The organism is Ignavibacteria bacterium (assembly GCA_016707005.1).
In the GTDB taxonomy this organism is placed as follows: Bacteria; Bacteroidota; Ignavibacteria; order Kapaibacteriales; family Kapaibacteriaceae; genus UBA10438.
The window spans coordinates 279,960-295,679 of sequence record JADJIQ010000005.1 but is presented as its reverse complement, the minus strand read 5'-3'; the positions used below and the strand labels follow the sequence as shown (position 1 = coordinate 295,679).

The 15,720-nt window shown below is 52.5% G+C and carries 10 protein-coding genes; all 10 read left to right on the top strand.

Annotated features, from left to right (window positions below; translation table 11 throughout):
* The first annotated feature begins 14 nt into the window (after nucleotides 1-14).
* The 10 genes from IPI29_09780 (at nucleotide 15) to IPI29_09735 (ending at nucleotide 15,603) form a co-directional block, all read left to right on the top strand.
* On the top strand, nucleotides 15-710 hold the full coding sequence (locus tag IPI29_09780) for a hypothetical protein (protein MBK7412830.1): 696 nt from the start codon (nucleotides 15-17) through the stop codon (nucleotides 708-710).
* Nucleotides 711-758: 48 nt separating this feature from the next.
* Entirely contained in the window at nucleotides 759-1,328 is a 570-nt protein-coding gene (locus tag IPI29_09775; GenBank protein ID MBK7412829.1) for an RNA polymerase sigma factor, read from the top strand.
* Nucleotides 1,325-2,509 (top strand): hypothetical protein, encoded by a 1,185-nt coding sequence (locus tag IPI29_09770; protein MBK7412828.1) that lies wholly within the window; start codon nucleotides 1,325-1,327, stop codon nucleotides 2,507-2,509. Before IPI29_09775 ends, IPI29_09770 begins: the two co-directional genes overlap by 4 nt.
* A gap of 75 nt (nucleotides 2,510-2,584) precedes the next feature.
* The gene (locus IPI29_09765; protein MBK7412827.1) at nucleotides 2,585-4,600 is read left to right on the top strand and encodes a hypothetical protein; all 2,016 of its coding nucleotides are present in this window, start codon (nucleotides 2,585-2,587) and stop codon (nucleotides 4,598-4,600) included.
* Between the two features lie 50 nt (nucleotides 4,601-4,650).
* Nucleotides 4,651-7,785: a TonB-dependent receptor gene (locus IPI29_09760; protein ID MBK7412826.1), complete on the top strand. Its 3,135-nt coding sequence runs from the start codon at nucleotides 4,651-4,653 to the stop codon at nucleotides 7,783-7,785.
* A gap of 44 nt (nucleotides 7,786-7,829) precedes the next feature.
* Nucleotides 7,830-12,128 carry a hypothetical protein gene (locus IPI29_09755; GenBank protein ID MBK7412825.1) on the top strand — a complete coding sequence of 1,433 codons (4,299 nt, stop codon included), beginning with the start codon at nucleotides 7,830-7,832 and terminating at the stop codon, nucleotides 12,126-12,128.
* A 12-nt stretch (nucleotides 12,129-12,140) separates the two neighbouring features.
* A complete protein-coding gene (locus IPI29_09750; protein MBK7412824.1) occupies nucleotides 12,141-13,217 on the top strand; it encodes a PorV/PorQ family protein in 1,077 nt (358 codons plus the stop codon).
* A gap of 31 nt (nucleotides 13,218-13,248) precedes the next feature.
* On the top strand, nucleotides 13,249-13,539 hold the full coding sequence (locus tag IPI29_09745) for a hypothetical protein (GenBank protein MBK7412823.1): 291 nt from the start codon (nucleotides 13,249-13,251) through the stop codon (nucleotides 13,537-13,539).
* Nucleotides 13,540-13,567: 28 nt separating this feature from the next.
* The gene (locus IPI29_09740; protein ID MBK7412822.1) at nucleotides 13,568-14,728 is read left to right on the top strand and encodes a GWxTD domain-containing protein; all 1,161 of its coding nucleotides are present in this window, start codon (nucleotides 13,568-13,570) and stop codon (nucleotides 14,726-14,728) included.
* Complete coding sequence (locus IPI29_09735) at nucleotides 14,728-15,603, top strand: hypothetical protein (protein MBK7412821.1); 876 nt, start codon at nucleotides 14,728-14,730, stop codon at nucleotides 15,601-15,603. The genes IPI29_09740 and IPI29_09735 overlap by 1 nt, the downstream gene beginning before the upstream one ends.
* Nucleotides 15,604-15,720 lie beyond the last annotated feature (117 nt).

The window sequence follows — 15,720 nt, the reverse complement described above, 5'->3', positions numbered from 1 at the left end:
GGGGCTGATCCTTCGTGCGAATCATTTCTGCAGGTAAGGCTCTCTGGCATTTTCTTGTTGCGCCGTGGAGAGTTCAAGAAGCAACACCGCAAACGGCTATGGCGATCTTCGCCATAGCCGTCTTGCTCATTGCCATGACAAGCACGTGGTGTGCAATGCTCGAGAATGGAGATGTATCGCTGGCCGTTGAGTCTCGCATTCTTACGCAGAATGCAGCTGTTGCTCCGGTGAAGGATGCGCAGCTCGACCTTTCTTCGCCACAACGTCAGTTCACAGGCGCGCTCGGCGGCGCGTTGATGGTGACCATCGTATCGATCGCCGCGCTGGCCGGCCTGTTCCTTGTAATGACCAGGTTCATGACCGATGCACCGGTCACATATTCAATGGCCATGGTCTCCGTTGCGTCGTCGGCATTGTTGCAGTGTGCTGACCTCGCCCTCACAACTACCAGTCATTTATACTTCCATACCGCTCGGGCCGGACTCCATGCCGGGATCTTCATAAGCCCCTTAGAGGCACCGGTCCTTTTCACATGGCTCCAACGGATCAGTCTTGTGTCCGTGTGGCAGTATATCGCCATCGCTATAGCCCTTACCACGTGGGGTGGACTTCATCGTCGGTTTGGAATCGTTGTAGGTCTCGTTGTCTGGATCATCACCATGCTCGTGTTCGGCGCACTCACCTTGGTGAATTGGGTGGTCTCCCTGTAACTCTTTTTTGCTCCGCGTTGTCAACCTCCTAACGAAGGGTTGATCATCATGCGCGGACGCAGCAACCATACCGGCAAACCACTACCTCCAGAGGAACTCACTCTGGTGGTAGCTGCATTCCGGCAAGGTGACAGAGCAGCATTCCGCACGATCTACGATCTCTATCAGAGCGCCGTGTACCGCTTCTGCAGGCACATGCTGGATGATGAGGCCGCGGCCAAAGATGCCTTCCAAGACACCTTCATTCGCTTCTATGAGCATCGCGAGGAACTCCGCGGAGACAATGTCCGCTCCTGGCTCTTTGTGATCGCCCGCAGAACTTGTCTGAACATGATCCGGTCCAGGCGTAAGACCCATGAAGCTTTTGATGAGGGGGCTCATGCTTGGAAGGAAGACGCCGACGTAGATATAGCCCTTCGTGAACAGATCGAACGTGCGATGAAGGTCCTTCCGCACGCTCTGCGTGAGGCTATGATCCTGCGAGAGTATGAAGGGCACTCCTATCAGGAGATCGCAGACATCTGTTCGATCGACATTTCGCTGGCCAAGGTGCGCGTGCATCGCGCCCGACTCATGATGCGCAAACTTCTCGCAGCAGTTGTGCTGCACGAAAAATGATACCGGACATTCTCGTCTCGAAATATCTCGACGGCGATCTCTCGATCGAAGAGGACATGGAGCTCCGTAAGCGGATCTCCGAAGATCCTGCTGCAAAAGAAGCCTTTGATGCGGCCATCCTCATTCATATCGCTATGTCCTGCGCCGATCCTATCGAGGTCCCAGAGGATACACGTGAGGATACGCTGACTGCGGTTTTTGCCCGGATCGACTCTGCAGCAGCCAGACCGCTGCGTTCACCTGGCGGCGGCGGCGGTCTCCGCATGCAGCGCTTGATGGCAGCGATGGTGGTAGGGTTGTTTGCCCTTACCATTCCTGTTCAGGATGTGATGATGCATCTCACGGAGCTTCGCGCTCAGGCAAATGTTGCCGCTAACACTGATGGCGTAACTGTCGGTTCCGCTGAGAGCGTGCCAGTTCGCAAGACCGGTCGGCTTGCTGGGGCAACCCAAGATCCCGCTCCTGCCACGGAGGCAGGCATGGTTCCAGCAGATGCGGGTACTGCCGAACGAGGTTCTCAGGGGAATACAGAGTCCTCCATGGCCACATTACCGTCAATTGCCTCTCTGTTTACTGATATGCCGTCAGGGCAGGACGGTCTGCCGGACCAACGGCCAGAGTATGTCGAGGAGCCCCTTCCCCCATCCTTGGCCGTTGTACTTGGGACCTATGTTGGAACCGGATTTGGCGGCAGTGAACCCACAGTATCCAATGCCCGCATCATATCTCAGAGTGTGGGATTTGGCGTAGGAGAAGGTCTGGTTGTAGGACTCGAATTCGGGTCTATTTCCTATGCCAATGATGTTGTGACTACGGCGAACATCCGGCGAGTTGAGCCCGGAGCCATTTGGACCGGGCGAGTTCCGGGCGAAAGTGGTCGGCCGTCAAAGCTCGACCCTGCACCCACTGGTGAATATGACCGTGGTTCGATCACCACCACATCCACAGTTTCCCGGCTTTGGGGGACAGCATTTATCCAGAAGTCACTGCTCCGATCCGGAGTTGGTGAGCTCCTTGTGCGTGGGGGTGTAGGCGTCGACGATCTAGGAATCATCGGATACGGGCGTGTTACCGGACAGGTGAATTTGCAGAAATGGGTATCGCTATCCGTTGGAGCGGAAGCACGTACGATGCAGGGGATATTATTCAATGCCGTTGTTGGCCTTCAAATCACCCCGTAATGGTTTCAAAACCATTGTATATTGCGCACCGCCTCGTGCGCCCTCTTATGAAGAAGTTGTAATACAGGAGATGGAATGAACCGTTTTTTGACGCAATTCCATATGTATGGTGTTGTCCTTGCGCTTGCAATTGCAGGCACGGCTTCGCCTGCCCAGTCGCTAAAGAGCGCTAAGAACATCGTTGTGCCACGGCCTCAAACGTCCGTGAGTGCGCCAGTACGGCAGTCCATTGGGAAAGTTTCAACCACTCAAAACGACGTAGAGTATCGCGAGGCCGTTTCGTCTCCGATCCTCGGCCATCGCACTCCGAAGGTTGTGGATGCCGTTCAAGCCGGGCTCCCCGGTATTGAGGTTGGCTTTACGTACTACGATTTCCAAACCAACGGAGCTATGTCCAACCGTCTTGCATACTATGCTGATGGCCCGGACAAATACGTCCAGATGGTTTGGATGACCTCGAAAGACTCCACGCGCGACCTAACAACACGTATTCCTGGTTTTGCCGGCAACAATCGCGGTACCCATTACACCTTCCTTGAGGTTTCTGCCCCGGATGCACCGGCGCTGGGAATTGAGGACTGGCAAAAGATCGAAACGCAGCGAGCCGGATGGCCATCACTTGTTCAATATGCTGATGGACTCATCGGTACACCGTCTCACACACCGATCCGCTTCTATGGAAACTCCGGTGTTGGAGATCAACCGATCTTCTTCAAGGAAGTAACATCACCGGCTGACTCATCACTATGGCCGCGTGCTGCTGTGGATGGTCAGGGCAACACCCATTTGATCTATAACCGCACCCTGCCTGACGGCTCTCCACAAGTTGGGTATCGTCGTTCCACCGATGGCGGATTCTCTTGGAGTAGCGAAACGATCTTCACTGGGTCTGGAGCGCCGGAAGGTGCAACTCCTGTTGGACTTGGAGGAGATACCTATGCGGTAACTGCTCGCGGCAGTAAGGTTGTTATCGTCTACACGGACAACTCGTTGCGTATGATCTCGCGCACCTCTACCGACGGTGGAGCGACGTGGCCGTCCGAAGAGGCTCGGGTCATCTTCTCGCCTCAATACACAGACATCGACTCGGCGTTGAATCAGTACGGAACCTTTGAAGTGTATTCAGACACTGTACCAACGCCAAATGGTCACCTTGATGTGATCATTGACTCTGAGGGCATCTCTCACTATGTGATGGGTGTAGTGCCTTCGCATGTTGTACGCAAAGACACAAATGGTACTCGGACCGGCACGATCTTCATTCTCAATCGCAAAGAATTCCTAACAGATCTTGGCATGCTGTATACGAAAGAAGGTGAGACCAATCTCTTCTTCATGGCGCCACCGAATGGATCAACGTGGGATGGTGAAGGCTATGTGATGAACTTGCGCGTGTTCGATGGTGTGAGCCGCTGGCCTCAGCTTGGCATCGATGCACAGAACACTGTGTATTGTTTGTACGGTTCGTTCAAGAACGGTGATACGAAGAACATTCTCGCAGACACAACGGGTGGCAATCCACAGAATGAGCCGGACACACTTGTTTCGGTTGATGCACTCAACGGACATGTATGGGCAACTTATAAGCCAGCCGGTGTGAATATCTGGTCGCCCCCTACAGACCTAACCGGTGACGGCGTGAATTGTCAGTACGGCACACTTTGTGACGATGTGCTCAACGGTCGTATGTATATGGCCTACAGCGCAAGTCCGAACCCGGGCGATCGCGTTACAAATGTTGAGACACCAGCAGACGCAGCCAAGGTTATGTTCGCGGCCTATGATGTAGCATTGTTAACCCCTGTGAACAGTGTTGATGAAGAGGGTGCTGTCCTTGACGCAACTGTCCGAGTAATGCCGAACCCGGCGTATGATGTTGCAACGGTTCGAATCAACAGTGTAACTAGTGGAAGAATGACGGTGTCCCTTCTCTCGACACTCGGAGAGACCATCATGACATCGCAAAGTCCAACAGCACAAGGTGAATGGGAACTCGTGATCGCAACGCGGTCACTCGCTGCCGGCACCTACCATTGTGTTGTTGAGCAGAACGGGCTACGCACCGTAGTGCCTGTTGTCGTGGTCCGTTGATCAAGAAGAAAAAAGAAAAAATGTCCATCGAGTCCTTCAGGAGTAGATCCATGGTACATCGGTACCTTCTCGTCGCGATCCTTCTCATTGCCGCCAGCGCGGCGTCTTGGGCCGGGATCACCGGTATTCTCACCGGCAAGGTCTTGGATAAAGACGGCAAGCCGGTTCCAGGCGCAACGGTCCGTGTTCTTGAGACCACTCGCGGTGGTATCACGAAGATCAACGGTTCGTTTGCGATCGTCAACATCAACGCTGGTACATGGGATGTCCGTGTTACAGCCGTTGGTTATGACACTGCCGTAAAGAGGATCTCGATCATTGCCGATCAGACGCTCACCGTGAATTTCGAACTCTCGGTTGGTGGTGTAAAGATGAAGACGATCGACGTCTCGGCAGACCGAGAAATGATCCGTAGTACGGACATTGGTACATCACGTACCATTAAGGGCTCCGACATGACGAAGGTGGCTCGCGATAACATCGCCTCAGCCTTGTCACTTAACGCCGGCATCCGTGCGTCCGGTAACAACTTCATTGTTCGTGGTTCACGTACGACAGAGACCCAGGTGCTTGTTGATGGCCTTACCGTAACGGACCAGTTTACTGGGGGCCTCGGTACCTCCGGAGCGACCAATTCCGCGGCAATGCCGAGCCCATTTGCAACAGAAGAAGTGCAAGCTCAAACCGGTGGTTTCGGTGCTGAATACGGAAATGCTACAGGCGCTATTGTCAATACCGTTGTTAGAACAGGAAAAACAGACAGGTTCGAAGGTCTTGTTCGCTGGCGGAAGGATGTTCCGTTCCTCTTTGGTACAGCAGGTAATGGAGTTGACGCAGGGTATCCGCTCGAAGATTTAGTGGACGTTACGTTGGGTGGTCCGCTTGGCTTCAACCGTTCCACCTTTTTCATTGCAGTGCGCAATACCTATCAGAATCACCGCAACTTCGGACTCCAGGTTATGGACCCGATCGGCAACAACATCGGCATGCGGCCAAACGAGCGCACATGGGCACGTAATATCACTGGTCGTTTGCGTTTCCAGCTTGACAATGACATTGCCCTTCTTGTTGGTGGTATGTATGGCCTAGGAAACTATGAGCGCAGTAGCTGGGGTTGGCTATACGCCAATGACCAAGGTGTTGTGACGAACAATTCAGGAGATCCCATTTCTGGGGCTTCGCCGAACGGCGTTCCAACTCGAACAGCAAAGCAGGTAGCAGTGCAAGAGTATAGTTCGAATGCTTTCGCACAATTGAATCATACACTCGGTCAAAATACCGTGTATGAAATCCGTGGTTCCTTCAACGGAAAAACAACCGAGAACGCAAAACGTAAGACGTTTGATGCACCCGGTATCTTCAGTGGATTTGATGTCTACTACCCGGAAGACAACCTCGGTGCTAATGATACCTCATACATTCAAGGAGAGGCTAATAAGATCCTTGATGCCTACGATTACTTGCGGGAGACTGTGTATACTGAGGATGGCTACGTAAAGATCGAAACGACGAAGCGTAATCCGATCACCGGGTATGTGGAGGGCCCACCGGATTTCCAGTCCACAGCAAATCCTTATGGTCTGATTAGCTATTTCGCTGCTCGTGGCAATGAAACGGGTGTTGACTTCCGTAAAGCAACGTTCTTCCAAATCGATGGTAACATCACACACAATGCGGAATTTGGTGAAACAAGGCATGTGCTTAAGGCAGGTGTCGAGTTCCGTTCACTGAATCTGCAGCGTCACCTCAACGCTTCACCTTGGGATGGTGCACCGTTCTATGACGTCTATGGCGACCTCTACGGAGGTAATCTATACTTCGATACAAAGTTGAATGACCCAGCGGCCTTAAACGCTAAGGCAGAGTCAGAGAAGCCATACACCCCAACAACTGCGGCTGTTTTCGTACAAGATCAGATCATGTTCAAGGGGCTTGTGTTCACTCCAGGTCTCCGTGTAGACTACTTGAACGCAGATGCGCTCTATCGTACGAGCTTCGATCAGTTCTATCCGTTCGGCAGCCCTACGGGTTTTGCTGAGGTGAAGCCGAAGTTCTACTTCAGTCCTCGTATCTCCATTACGTATCCACTCACCGAACGTCAGAATTTCCAGCTCTCCTACGGTATCTATTATCAGGCACCACCATGGTCTGATTTCTATGATTCCTTCAATGCATTCCAGCTTCGCGGTTCCCAGTCTCTGGGTAATCCAAACATGGAAATGCAGCGGACAAACCAGTATCAGGTGGCATATAACCAACAGCTGACCGATGATCTTGCGGTTACCATCACGGGTTATTACAAGGACATCTATAATCAGTCTGGCCTTGCCTACGTCCGTGTTGCTCCAACGCCATTCTATCAGCAGGTATTGGCTGATTATGGAAATGCACGCGGTGTAGAGCTTACGTTCCAAAAGAGACTAACCGATAACTGGCAGTTCAACATCAACTACACATTGTCTTCAGCTACAGGAACGGCAAATAACAGCGCAACAACGGTCGCTCTTGACCCATATACGGGCAACCCTGCCTTCCCTGTAACAGACTTCCCGCTCAGCTTTGACCTACGCAACCGCGTGAACGGTCAGCTAGGATTCAGTTGGGGTAATGATGAAGGCCCGTCTATCGGCGGCATCACCTTCCTTGAGTATTTCACAATGAACGTCTCTGGTTCTTGGCAGACCGGTCTTCCATATACACCGGTCGACGCCCGTGGACAGGCGGCAGGTCAGATCAATTCGGCACGCTTCCCGGCAACGTGGAACACTGAGCTTCGTATCACACGTACAATTCCACTGGGTGATGTCCTCGGCGGGAATTCCGCGATCGATCTCACACTCGACGTAACGAATCTCTTGAACTTCACCGGTGCTGTATCCTACTACACAGCAACGGGAAGTCCGGACTATAACGGAACGACTCTGAACCGCCAACCATCAGACTTCCCGCAGGTAACGTATTACCGAGACGCGGACCCAGTGAACAAGGCTTCACTCGCCCCGTCTCAGTATGATCGTATCGGCAAGAGGCTTTATCAGCCACTCGTAGACTTCAACAACGATGGTCGTGTAACGAATGAAGAGACCTATCGCGGCTATCAAGAGTATGTGGCTGATGTTGTAGCACAGCGTGGCAACTATCAATTCCCGCGTACAGCGTACTTCGCTGTTGCATTCAGATTCTGACGCGGAGACCAACAATGAACATGAAGCAGAACACTGGAGATGTCATGAATCAACGATGGATGCTCTGCATCGCGGTCGCTACCATGCTTGCCATGGTCACCGTGACGGCACAAGCAGGAACGGCCGGAACCACACCGAAGTCGAAAGACAAAGGTGGCGAAAGCGTGCAACGAACGCCACGCGGCGTATTCGATCAACAACGAAACGTTGTGTCGAATATCGATTTTCAGATCACCAATTATGGGATCTTTGGCTTTGATGTTCGGAACGGTGTTGGTGGTACATTCTGGCCGCGCGGACGCCGTAACCAATACATCTTTGCCGGTGGTGCATGGTTCGGTGCTCGCAAGAGACCACCTGGATCTGACTCGCTCCGTAAGCGCGTTATGATCACCTATAATCCGAATTCGGGTCTGTCTTGGATGGTGCCGGGCACCATTGAAGATGGTGATGAAGTGAACACCACCACCGATGCTGGCGTCAACAAGTACCGGACGTATTTCTCAACAGATTTCAATTCCACGGACGGTCTGGACTTCCAGAATCCTACGTTTCCGCGTTGGCCGATCTGGGACACTAGCCCGGCCGACACCATCCGCTACAACAACTACTACGGTCTGTATGTAAATGACCCTGCGCAACGGTTCAAGACGAACTATTCAAAGGGTCCGGCCTTCATCTCTGAAGAGGACGTGTTCTGCACATTCAAGGACACTGACCTCAGCTATTATGAAGGGGGCGTTACCAAGCGCAAGGCAGACGGATATCCTTTCGGTATGCAGATCGAGCAGATCGTCTACTCATGGGGCTTTGGTGACTATGCAGACTTCGTCTTCCTGAAGTACATGTTCATCCACCCAATCAAGTACCAAGACACGCTCTACGATTGCTGGATGGCTGCTGTTCAGGACGTTGATATTGCTCTCCAAACAAATCCTGTTGGCGGTGCACAGAATGACCGTGCTCGCTACTATCTCGAAGCGCCGGAATTGAACCTTGCCGTGCAATGGACCAACGCAGACCGTGGCGAAGCCAACCAAGGATTCGGATACCTCGGATTCAACTTCCTTGAGTCGCCAGCCATTGATGCGGAGAAATACCTCCGCAAGGACAAGCGTCAATTTCCGGTCTCAGAGCAACTCGGCCTTCAGACGATGCGTAACTGGCCGATCACGGAAGACCCGATCGAAAACGAAGACCGGTATAACTTCATCTCAAGTCAGCGCAAGGATCCGGATCTGGGTCCCGGTGACCGCCGTTTGATGATGGCTACAGGGCCCTTCAACATGCGTCCGGGTGATTCGGCACGTATCGTTGTAGGTATCATCCTCGGTGCAACTGGCCTCGGTGGTGATGCTACAGGGACAACAGAAGACATGGCAGAATTGATCCGTAAGGTTCGTTTTGCACAGTTCGTCTATGACAACCAATTCCGTGCACCGAATGCCCCCGGGATCTCGATCATCAAGGGTGCGCCTGCAGGCTCCACAACGGGTATCAATAGCTTCATTGCGATCCCACCAGAGGGCTTCCTTCCGCTCAACAATGCCGTTGTGTTCCAATGGGACTCAACTGCTGAATTGTCGGTGGATACGCTCGAACGCGGCCTAGATTTCTTTGGTTATCGCATATATCGTGCTCGTCGTACCGACCAAGACACGTTTAGCGTCGATTTTCAAGAGAATGCTCGTAAAGGCCCACTTGCTTGGAAGCAGATCGGTCAGTTTCAACTGGCTACACCATTTCTGAAGGATGGTAGTGTTTCCTTCGGCAATACGGGTGCGCGTATGGATCAGTTCTCGATCATCGACGTGATCAAGCCCGGACAGCAGAAGTTCATGGTTGTTCGCACGATCAATCAGAATCAAGAGCCGTGGGGTTCTTATTTCTCGCAGTTGATTCGTGCTCGCGATCCACGTTATGGGCTTCGTATCAATCGAACAGATTCAACGATCATTACGTCAGGGACAACGGCAGGCGTTCCGAACTTTGACAAGCTCGATTCGATTCGCTTCACCTATTTCACAACGCTGATCGAAACACTCCCGCTAGTTGGCCGCACCGGTCAAACACTTCAGCTGGATACAGTTGCGGCTAAGGTGGCCAAAGACTCGCTTGTCAAACTCATCCTCGCCCGCCGAGTGAAGCAGGATCCATTCCTCTTCAACGATACGGACACGATCGTAGGGTCTGATGGTTCAAAAACAGTGGTTGCATCTAAGCGACCTTGGGAAGAGACGAATGAAGTTCGTCGTGAGCTCATCGCGCGCAATATGCGTGACCAGACGAATGGCCGGGTGTTCTTTGACCAAGGCGATGATAATCGTGACGGACGCATTGACTATTCGAGTAATCCGGAAGCAAGTGAGAAGCTCATCAATAACATCGACTACACCTATGCGGTGCGAGGCTATGATGAAGGCGACTTCCTACTTCCAACTCCATCAAAGCTGAACAACCGCTCCGTTGGACTTTCGAATGTTGTAACGGTAACTCCATTGGCATCTCGTCCAGGAAGTGCTGTTTCATTCTCGTTCTCAAGCGATGACGTCAATCGGAAGAAGTTGGGCGGCATCTATAACGTCCGACTCCTAGTTGATGACCCTCAGCGATTCAATCAGTTGTTTGCAGGCCGAACCCTTGAGCTTGAGTTCTTCCGACTCTGGAGTGACTTTAACCGTGACCCTCAGGCGACAACAGCCGGCCAGGGCCTCTATGGCGTTGTCTTCATCCTTCGTGATTCCGCAACAAGACAGAACCTCAATACGTGGTCGAGCCTCTTGCCTCCGGAACTCTGTGGCCAAGCCTCAGGCGGAGGTCTTCCGGGATACTTCTCTGAGAATTCTGGCGTATACGCGGACTCATTCGGCATCACCATTGATACTGTATACAATCCAGACGGATCATTCAACAGATTCGACACTACCACGTTCGGCATGCCAGACTCGCGCGAAAAAGTCATCCGCTCCGGAACTTTTTCATCCGACGCATATTGTTTCTCAAACAAGTATGCCCTCGGCGCTTTGGGTATTGCGTTCGATTATGCAATGGAGCAATGGGGTGGTGTGTATCGCACAGACACTGCCTACACGGTTAGCGGTCCGCCTATTGTATCCGTAAAGAAGAGTAATCTTCCGGCAAGCGTGTTTGATAACTCCAATCCGCTGAATCCTCCACCGGCATACGTCCAACTTCCGTATCCGGGCTTTGTACCTGCCCAACCGTGGGAAGTGAGTTATAACAATGGCCCTGGTATCTATGAAGTGACATTCAAGGATGGTGGCACGGAGAACATCACAACAAAGTTCCAGCTCAACACCACTGATGATGTTGGCAAGGACTCAACGATGACCTTCCAGAACGTGCCATACCTGACATTCGATGTGAAGAACGTGTATTCATTCGAGCGCGACGATCCTCGTCCTGACGGCACCGTCGGCAAAGCAACTGTTGGATATGACTTCGATCTCAAACCACAGGTGTTGGACTACGCTCCTCTCACCCAGGTGCAACAGCGCTCGTTCCCAAATCCTGAGTCTATTCTGATGGGGAATTTTGGTAGTGCTGCGTTCGGATGGCGTAACTCACGTAACGGCGAGTGGAGCCCGGCTCGTCTCCGCTTCTATGCTGCGGAGTCAAATTCAGGTCGCCCGGTTGGACAGCAGTTGCGGTACTATAAGTCACGCAACGTGTCTACAACAGGCAAGGACACCTTGGACTTCCTTAATATGTTCACGATCGGTGGCTGCCAATTCGTTGTTGACTATTCACTGCGCGGACGTCGCACATCGAGCCTTGCAGCAGTTGAGAATGCTCCTACTACCTCCAACCCGCCAACGGAATTCCCAACGGAAGATTTCAAGGCAGGTGACAAGGTGCGGTTCATGACCTTCGGTGGTGCCTTCGGCTTCCCGTTCGACAGCACAAAGGCATATATCAAGGTCGCAGAATATGATCAGTATTCTGCAACTACACGTTCACAATCGTACACGGAAGAACAACTTGAACAGGTTCAGGTTGTTCCAAATCCATACTACGTAACCCACGAAGGTGTAAGCACGCCGTTCGAAGGCATGATCTACTTCACGCGACTACCGCGTGTCTGTACGATCACGATCTACAACACGAATGGTGAGATCATCACTACCATCGAGCATAATGAATTGAACGGCGTAACACCTGATAAGGCCGGTGCCGATGTCTGGACGCTCATTTCCAAGAACAACCAGCGCGTGGCAAGCCAGATGCTTGTGGCAAAGATCGAGACTCCGGAGGGCGTAAGCATCTACCGGAAATTCGCGGTCGTTGTAGGCCCGGCTCGTGTTGTTGGTGACGGAGAGTAAGGAGGACACCCAATGAAGAACATGAACACTACACTTCGTCTCGCGCTTGCGGCTGTCCTGCTTTGCTTCTCTTCGTCGATCGTATCGGCGCAGCTTATCGCAGTAACAGCCGGCGATTTCACCAAGGTCGGTCTCTCCGGAGGACAGTTCCTCAAGATCGGTGTTGGCGCCCGCGGTACCGGTATGGCCGGTGCATATTCGTCATTGTCAAATGACGTTACCTCGATCTTCTGGAATCCGGCAGGATTGGCGGATGTGAAGAGGTTCGCGGCCGACTTCAGCCAAACGTTCTGGTTCGCCGGAATGTCGCACAGCTTTGCGGCCGTTGCCATCCCTGTCGGCGAGAAGTTCCGACTAGCGGCTAGCTTCACAGGCTTCTCCAGTGGTGACATCAACGTTACCACAACGGACCAACAAGAAGGTACCGGCGGTATTTACAACGTGAGCGATATCGCTATCGGTCTCACACTTGCTGGCTACCTCACCGAGCAGTTCGCATTCGGCGCCACTGCCAAATACGTGCAGCATGCCTTCACGAACATGTCCGCATCAGGATTTGTCTTCGATGTTGGTACGCGTTACAATACAGGCTTCAACGGATTGGTCTTGGCCTTCTCTGTGAACTCCCTTGGAACGCAACAAGCCTATACAGGACCGAACGTAACACGCACCAATCCTCCAACGGATGGTATCAATACCATGCCGCTCGACATGCAGATGCAGACATCGGACTTCAACGTCCCGCTGTCATTCCGCATCGGTCTTGGCGCAGATCTCTGCAAAGGGGCTGTGTTTGAGCCGGAGATCGACGCCGATGGTGTGCTTCAACATTCGTGGATGGCCGCTGTTGACTTCGAGACATTCTCTGACGTGCCAGAGCAATTCGCTATCGGCACAGAATACACTTGGAAAGAATTCGTCAGCGTACGTGCAGGATATCGCTTCGGCTCGGATCAGTTCGGTCTGGCTGGCGGGGTAGGTCTGAAGTATAATGGCGGCGGTTTTGAAGGTCAGGTCGATTATTCGATCAACCCTACACAAAATCTTGGCCTCATCAGTCGTCTTAGCATTGCGATGCGATTCAACTGATCCTCGGCTGATAATGTAAGGTCTTCTCTCAATGCCGTTGATCACCTCGATCGACGGCATTGTTCTTTTACGGCGGATCACCACTATGACAAACGCTCGATTTTTTTGGACCGTCCTCATCGCCATGACGGTGTGGAACCCATGCTTGACGTGGACTCAAGAACAGCTCGATATCGTTGCCGATATTGTGCAGTTCCGCGGTGAGGGTGCACGTACGAAGTGGGAGTTCCATTACTCATTCGCTGATACTGCCGTTCGTTATGTCGTAACGAAGGATGGTTTTGTTGGAGAACTTCTTTGCAGCCTTGAGGTGGTTCTCTGAGGTGGGGGACACAACTCGTGACGAATGGTTGTCCTCGGCGTTCAGCACAAGCTCGGTTCCAGCCCATCAGCGGTTCTTTGCCGGGGTTCGGCCGTTGACATTGTCTCCGGGCAAGTACCTTGTTCGGTTTGTGGCAACAGATGTCAACGACAAATCGTCAACCGTAACAAGCACCTTCTCCAGCTCGGTCCGATCCTTTACGTTCCTACCGGTGATCAGCGATGTGATGTTCGTGATGCCGATGAAGCTCGGGTCTGATGCTCGCTTCGATCGAAACGGACAGCCCGCGGTACCCAACCCTCGGCACGAAATCATCGGACGAGATCCTTCGATCTGCGTTTATGCAGAGATCTATAATGCTGTTCGAGCCAAGCTCGACACTTTCGCCTTGGAGTTCCAAGTTCTCGACAACGTGCGCGACGAACAACTCACGTCGTATCTGAAGATGGTTGGCGGCAGTGACGGACTTGTTGTCCGGGAAGAGATCCCAGCCGGCGCTCTCCGCTCCGGTGTCTATACGCTGAAGATTCGAATGATGTCGAGAGACCTAGCCACAGTCTACGATACCCGCGAGGAACGATTCTACATCCTCAATCCCGAACTGCCCCCTGAAGGCAGGATCATGCTAACAGAAGATGAGCAGTTCCAGGCTTCGGAATGGTCTGTTATCAAGGGCGAGAGACTTGCCCTTGAACTCGAACTTTCTGACGTACTGGCATCATCGGCTGAGAAGGCTATTCGTGAACAGTGTACAGACGAACGGGCACAGCAGCGCTATCTGTTCCTCTTCTGGCGTAACAGAGACCCTGACGTGACCACCATGTCCAATGAACGTCTGGATGAGTTCCGCGAAATGTATAAGCGTGCGCAGACTTTCTATTCAAGTGCAGCGTTTCGTAACGGATGGAAAACGGATCGTGGCCAAGCACTCCTGCGATTCGGACAGCCAACTCAAGTAGAACAGTTCATTCAGTCGATCGATGCAAAGCCATACGAGATCTGGTTCTATCAACACATCCAAGGCGGTGTCTACTTCTACTTTGTAGACTGGCAACTCCAGCAGAATCACCGACTCGTTCACTCAACAATGATCGGTCAGGTGCGCGAACCGAATTGGTATAACCTCTATGCAAAAGCATTCTCGCCGGTTCCAAACCCACCGGAGAATCTCATGCCAACGAATCGGTGATGTCGATCACGGACACAACATCTACTGCCGGACTTCTTGCGCTTGGACGTATCGCGCAGGCTCTGGGGCCGCGCAGTAGGCAGCGCCTCGGTGCATTTATTGGCCGACGATTGATGGGGCTCTCTGCGTCTCGCCGAGACATCACCATGTCCAACATCACACAGGCATTCCCCGATCTCTCCGCACCGGAGCGTGAAGTGATCATGCGAGGCTCGTATGAGAACCTCGGCATCGTTCTCTCTGAACTGCTCGCCACACCGGCACTGTCAAAGACCGATCTTCCCTCGTTAGTAAAGATCCCAGGGTTTGATGCCGTGCTCGAAAGACATCGTGCTGGCAAACCATCCATTTTCCTCTCGGCCCACTATGGCAACTGGGAGTACCTTGCTATGACGGCCGGCATCATGCTTGATGCACCGGTGACCATCGTTGTTCATCCCCAATCCAATGCGGCAGCCGATCGCTTCCTGAACGCCTATCGCACGCGGTTTGGAAACGTTGTTGTCCCAATGGGCGAAGCCGCCCGCCCCCTTGTCAAAGCTCTTTCTTCAGGGGGCGTTGTGGCCTTCCTCGTTGATCAACATGGCCACATCGACAAAGATCCGTGGATCGAGTTCTTTGGACGCTCAACACCAACCTATGAAGCTCCCGCCGCACTCGCACTGAAATACAACGCGCCGATCTTTTATGCCTTTGCTGAGCGCCTCGCCGATGGTTCGTACAATGCACCGATACGCGAGCTGCCAATGCATGACCTTGAAAACACCAAGGAAGGCATCATAGAACTCACCAAACGTCACGTCCAAAAACTCGAAGATGTTATCCTTCAAAGACCGGAATTGTGGTCGTGGCAACATAGGAGATGGAGAAGCTAGTTACTAGTTACTCAGTTACTCAGTTACTAGTTACTAGTTACTAGTTACTAGTTACGCAGATACTGATTACGTAATCTACTGGGGAGTAACTAGTAACTTGTAACTAGTAACTGGCTT

Excerpts from the sequence above, each read along its gene's own strand:
- IPI29_09735 (MBK7412821.1), top strand. The coding sequence starts at position 14,728 with ATGTCGATCACGGACACAACATCTACTGCCGGACTTCTTGCGCTTGGA.
- IPI29_09755 (MBK7412825.1), top strand. The coding sequence starts at position 7,830 with ATGAATCAACGATGGATGCTCTGCATCGCGGTCGCTACCATGCTTGCC.
- IPI29_09750 (MBK7412824.1), top strand. The coding sequence starts at position 12,141 with ATGAAGAACATGAACACTACACTTCGTCTCGCGCTTGCGGCTGTCCTG.
- IPI29_09765 (MBK7412827.1), top strand. The coding sequence starts at position 2,585 with ATGAACCGTTTTTTGACGCAATTCCATATGTATGGTGTTGTCCTTGCG.
- IPI29_09760 (MBK7412826.1), top strand. The coding sequence starts at position 4,651 with ATGGTACATCGGTACCTTCTCGTCGCGATCCTTCTCATTGCCGCCAGC.
- IPI29_09770 (MBK7412828.1), top strand. The coding sequence starts at position 1,325 with ATGATACCGGACATTCTCGTCTCGAAATATCTCGACGGCGATCTCTCG.
- IPI29_09775 (MBK7412829.1), top strand. The coding sequence starts at position 759 with ATGCGCGGACGCAGCAACCATACCGGCAAACCACTACCTCCAGAGGAA.
- IPI29_09745 (MBK7412823.1), top strand. The coding sequence starts at position 13,249 with ATGCCGTTGATCACCTCGATCGACGGCATTGTTCTTTTACGGCGGATC.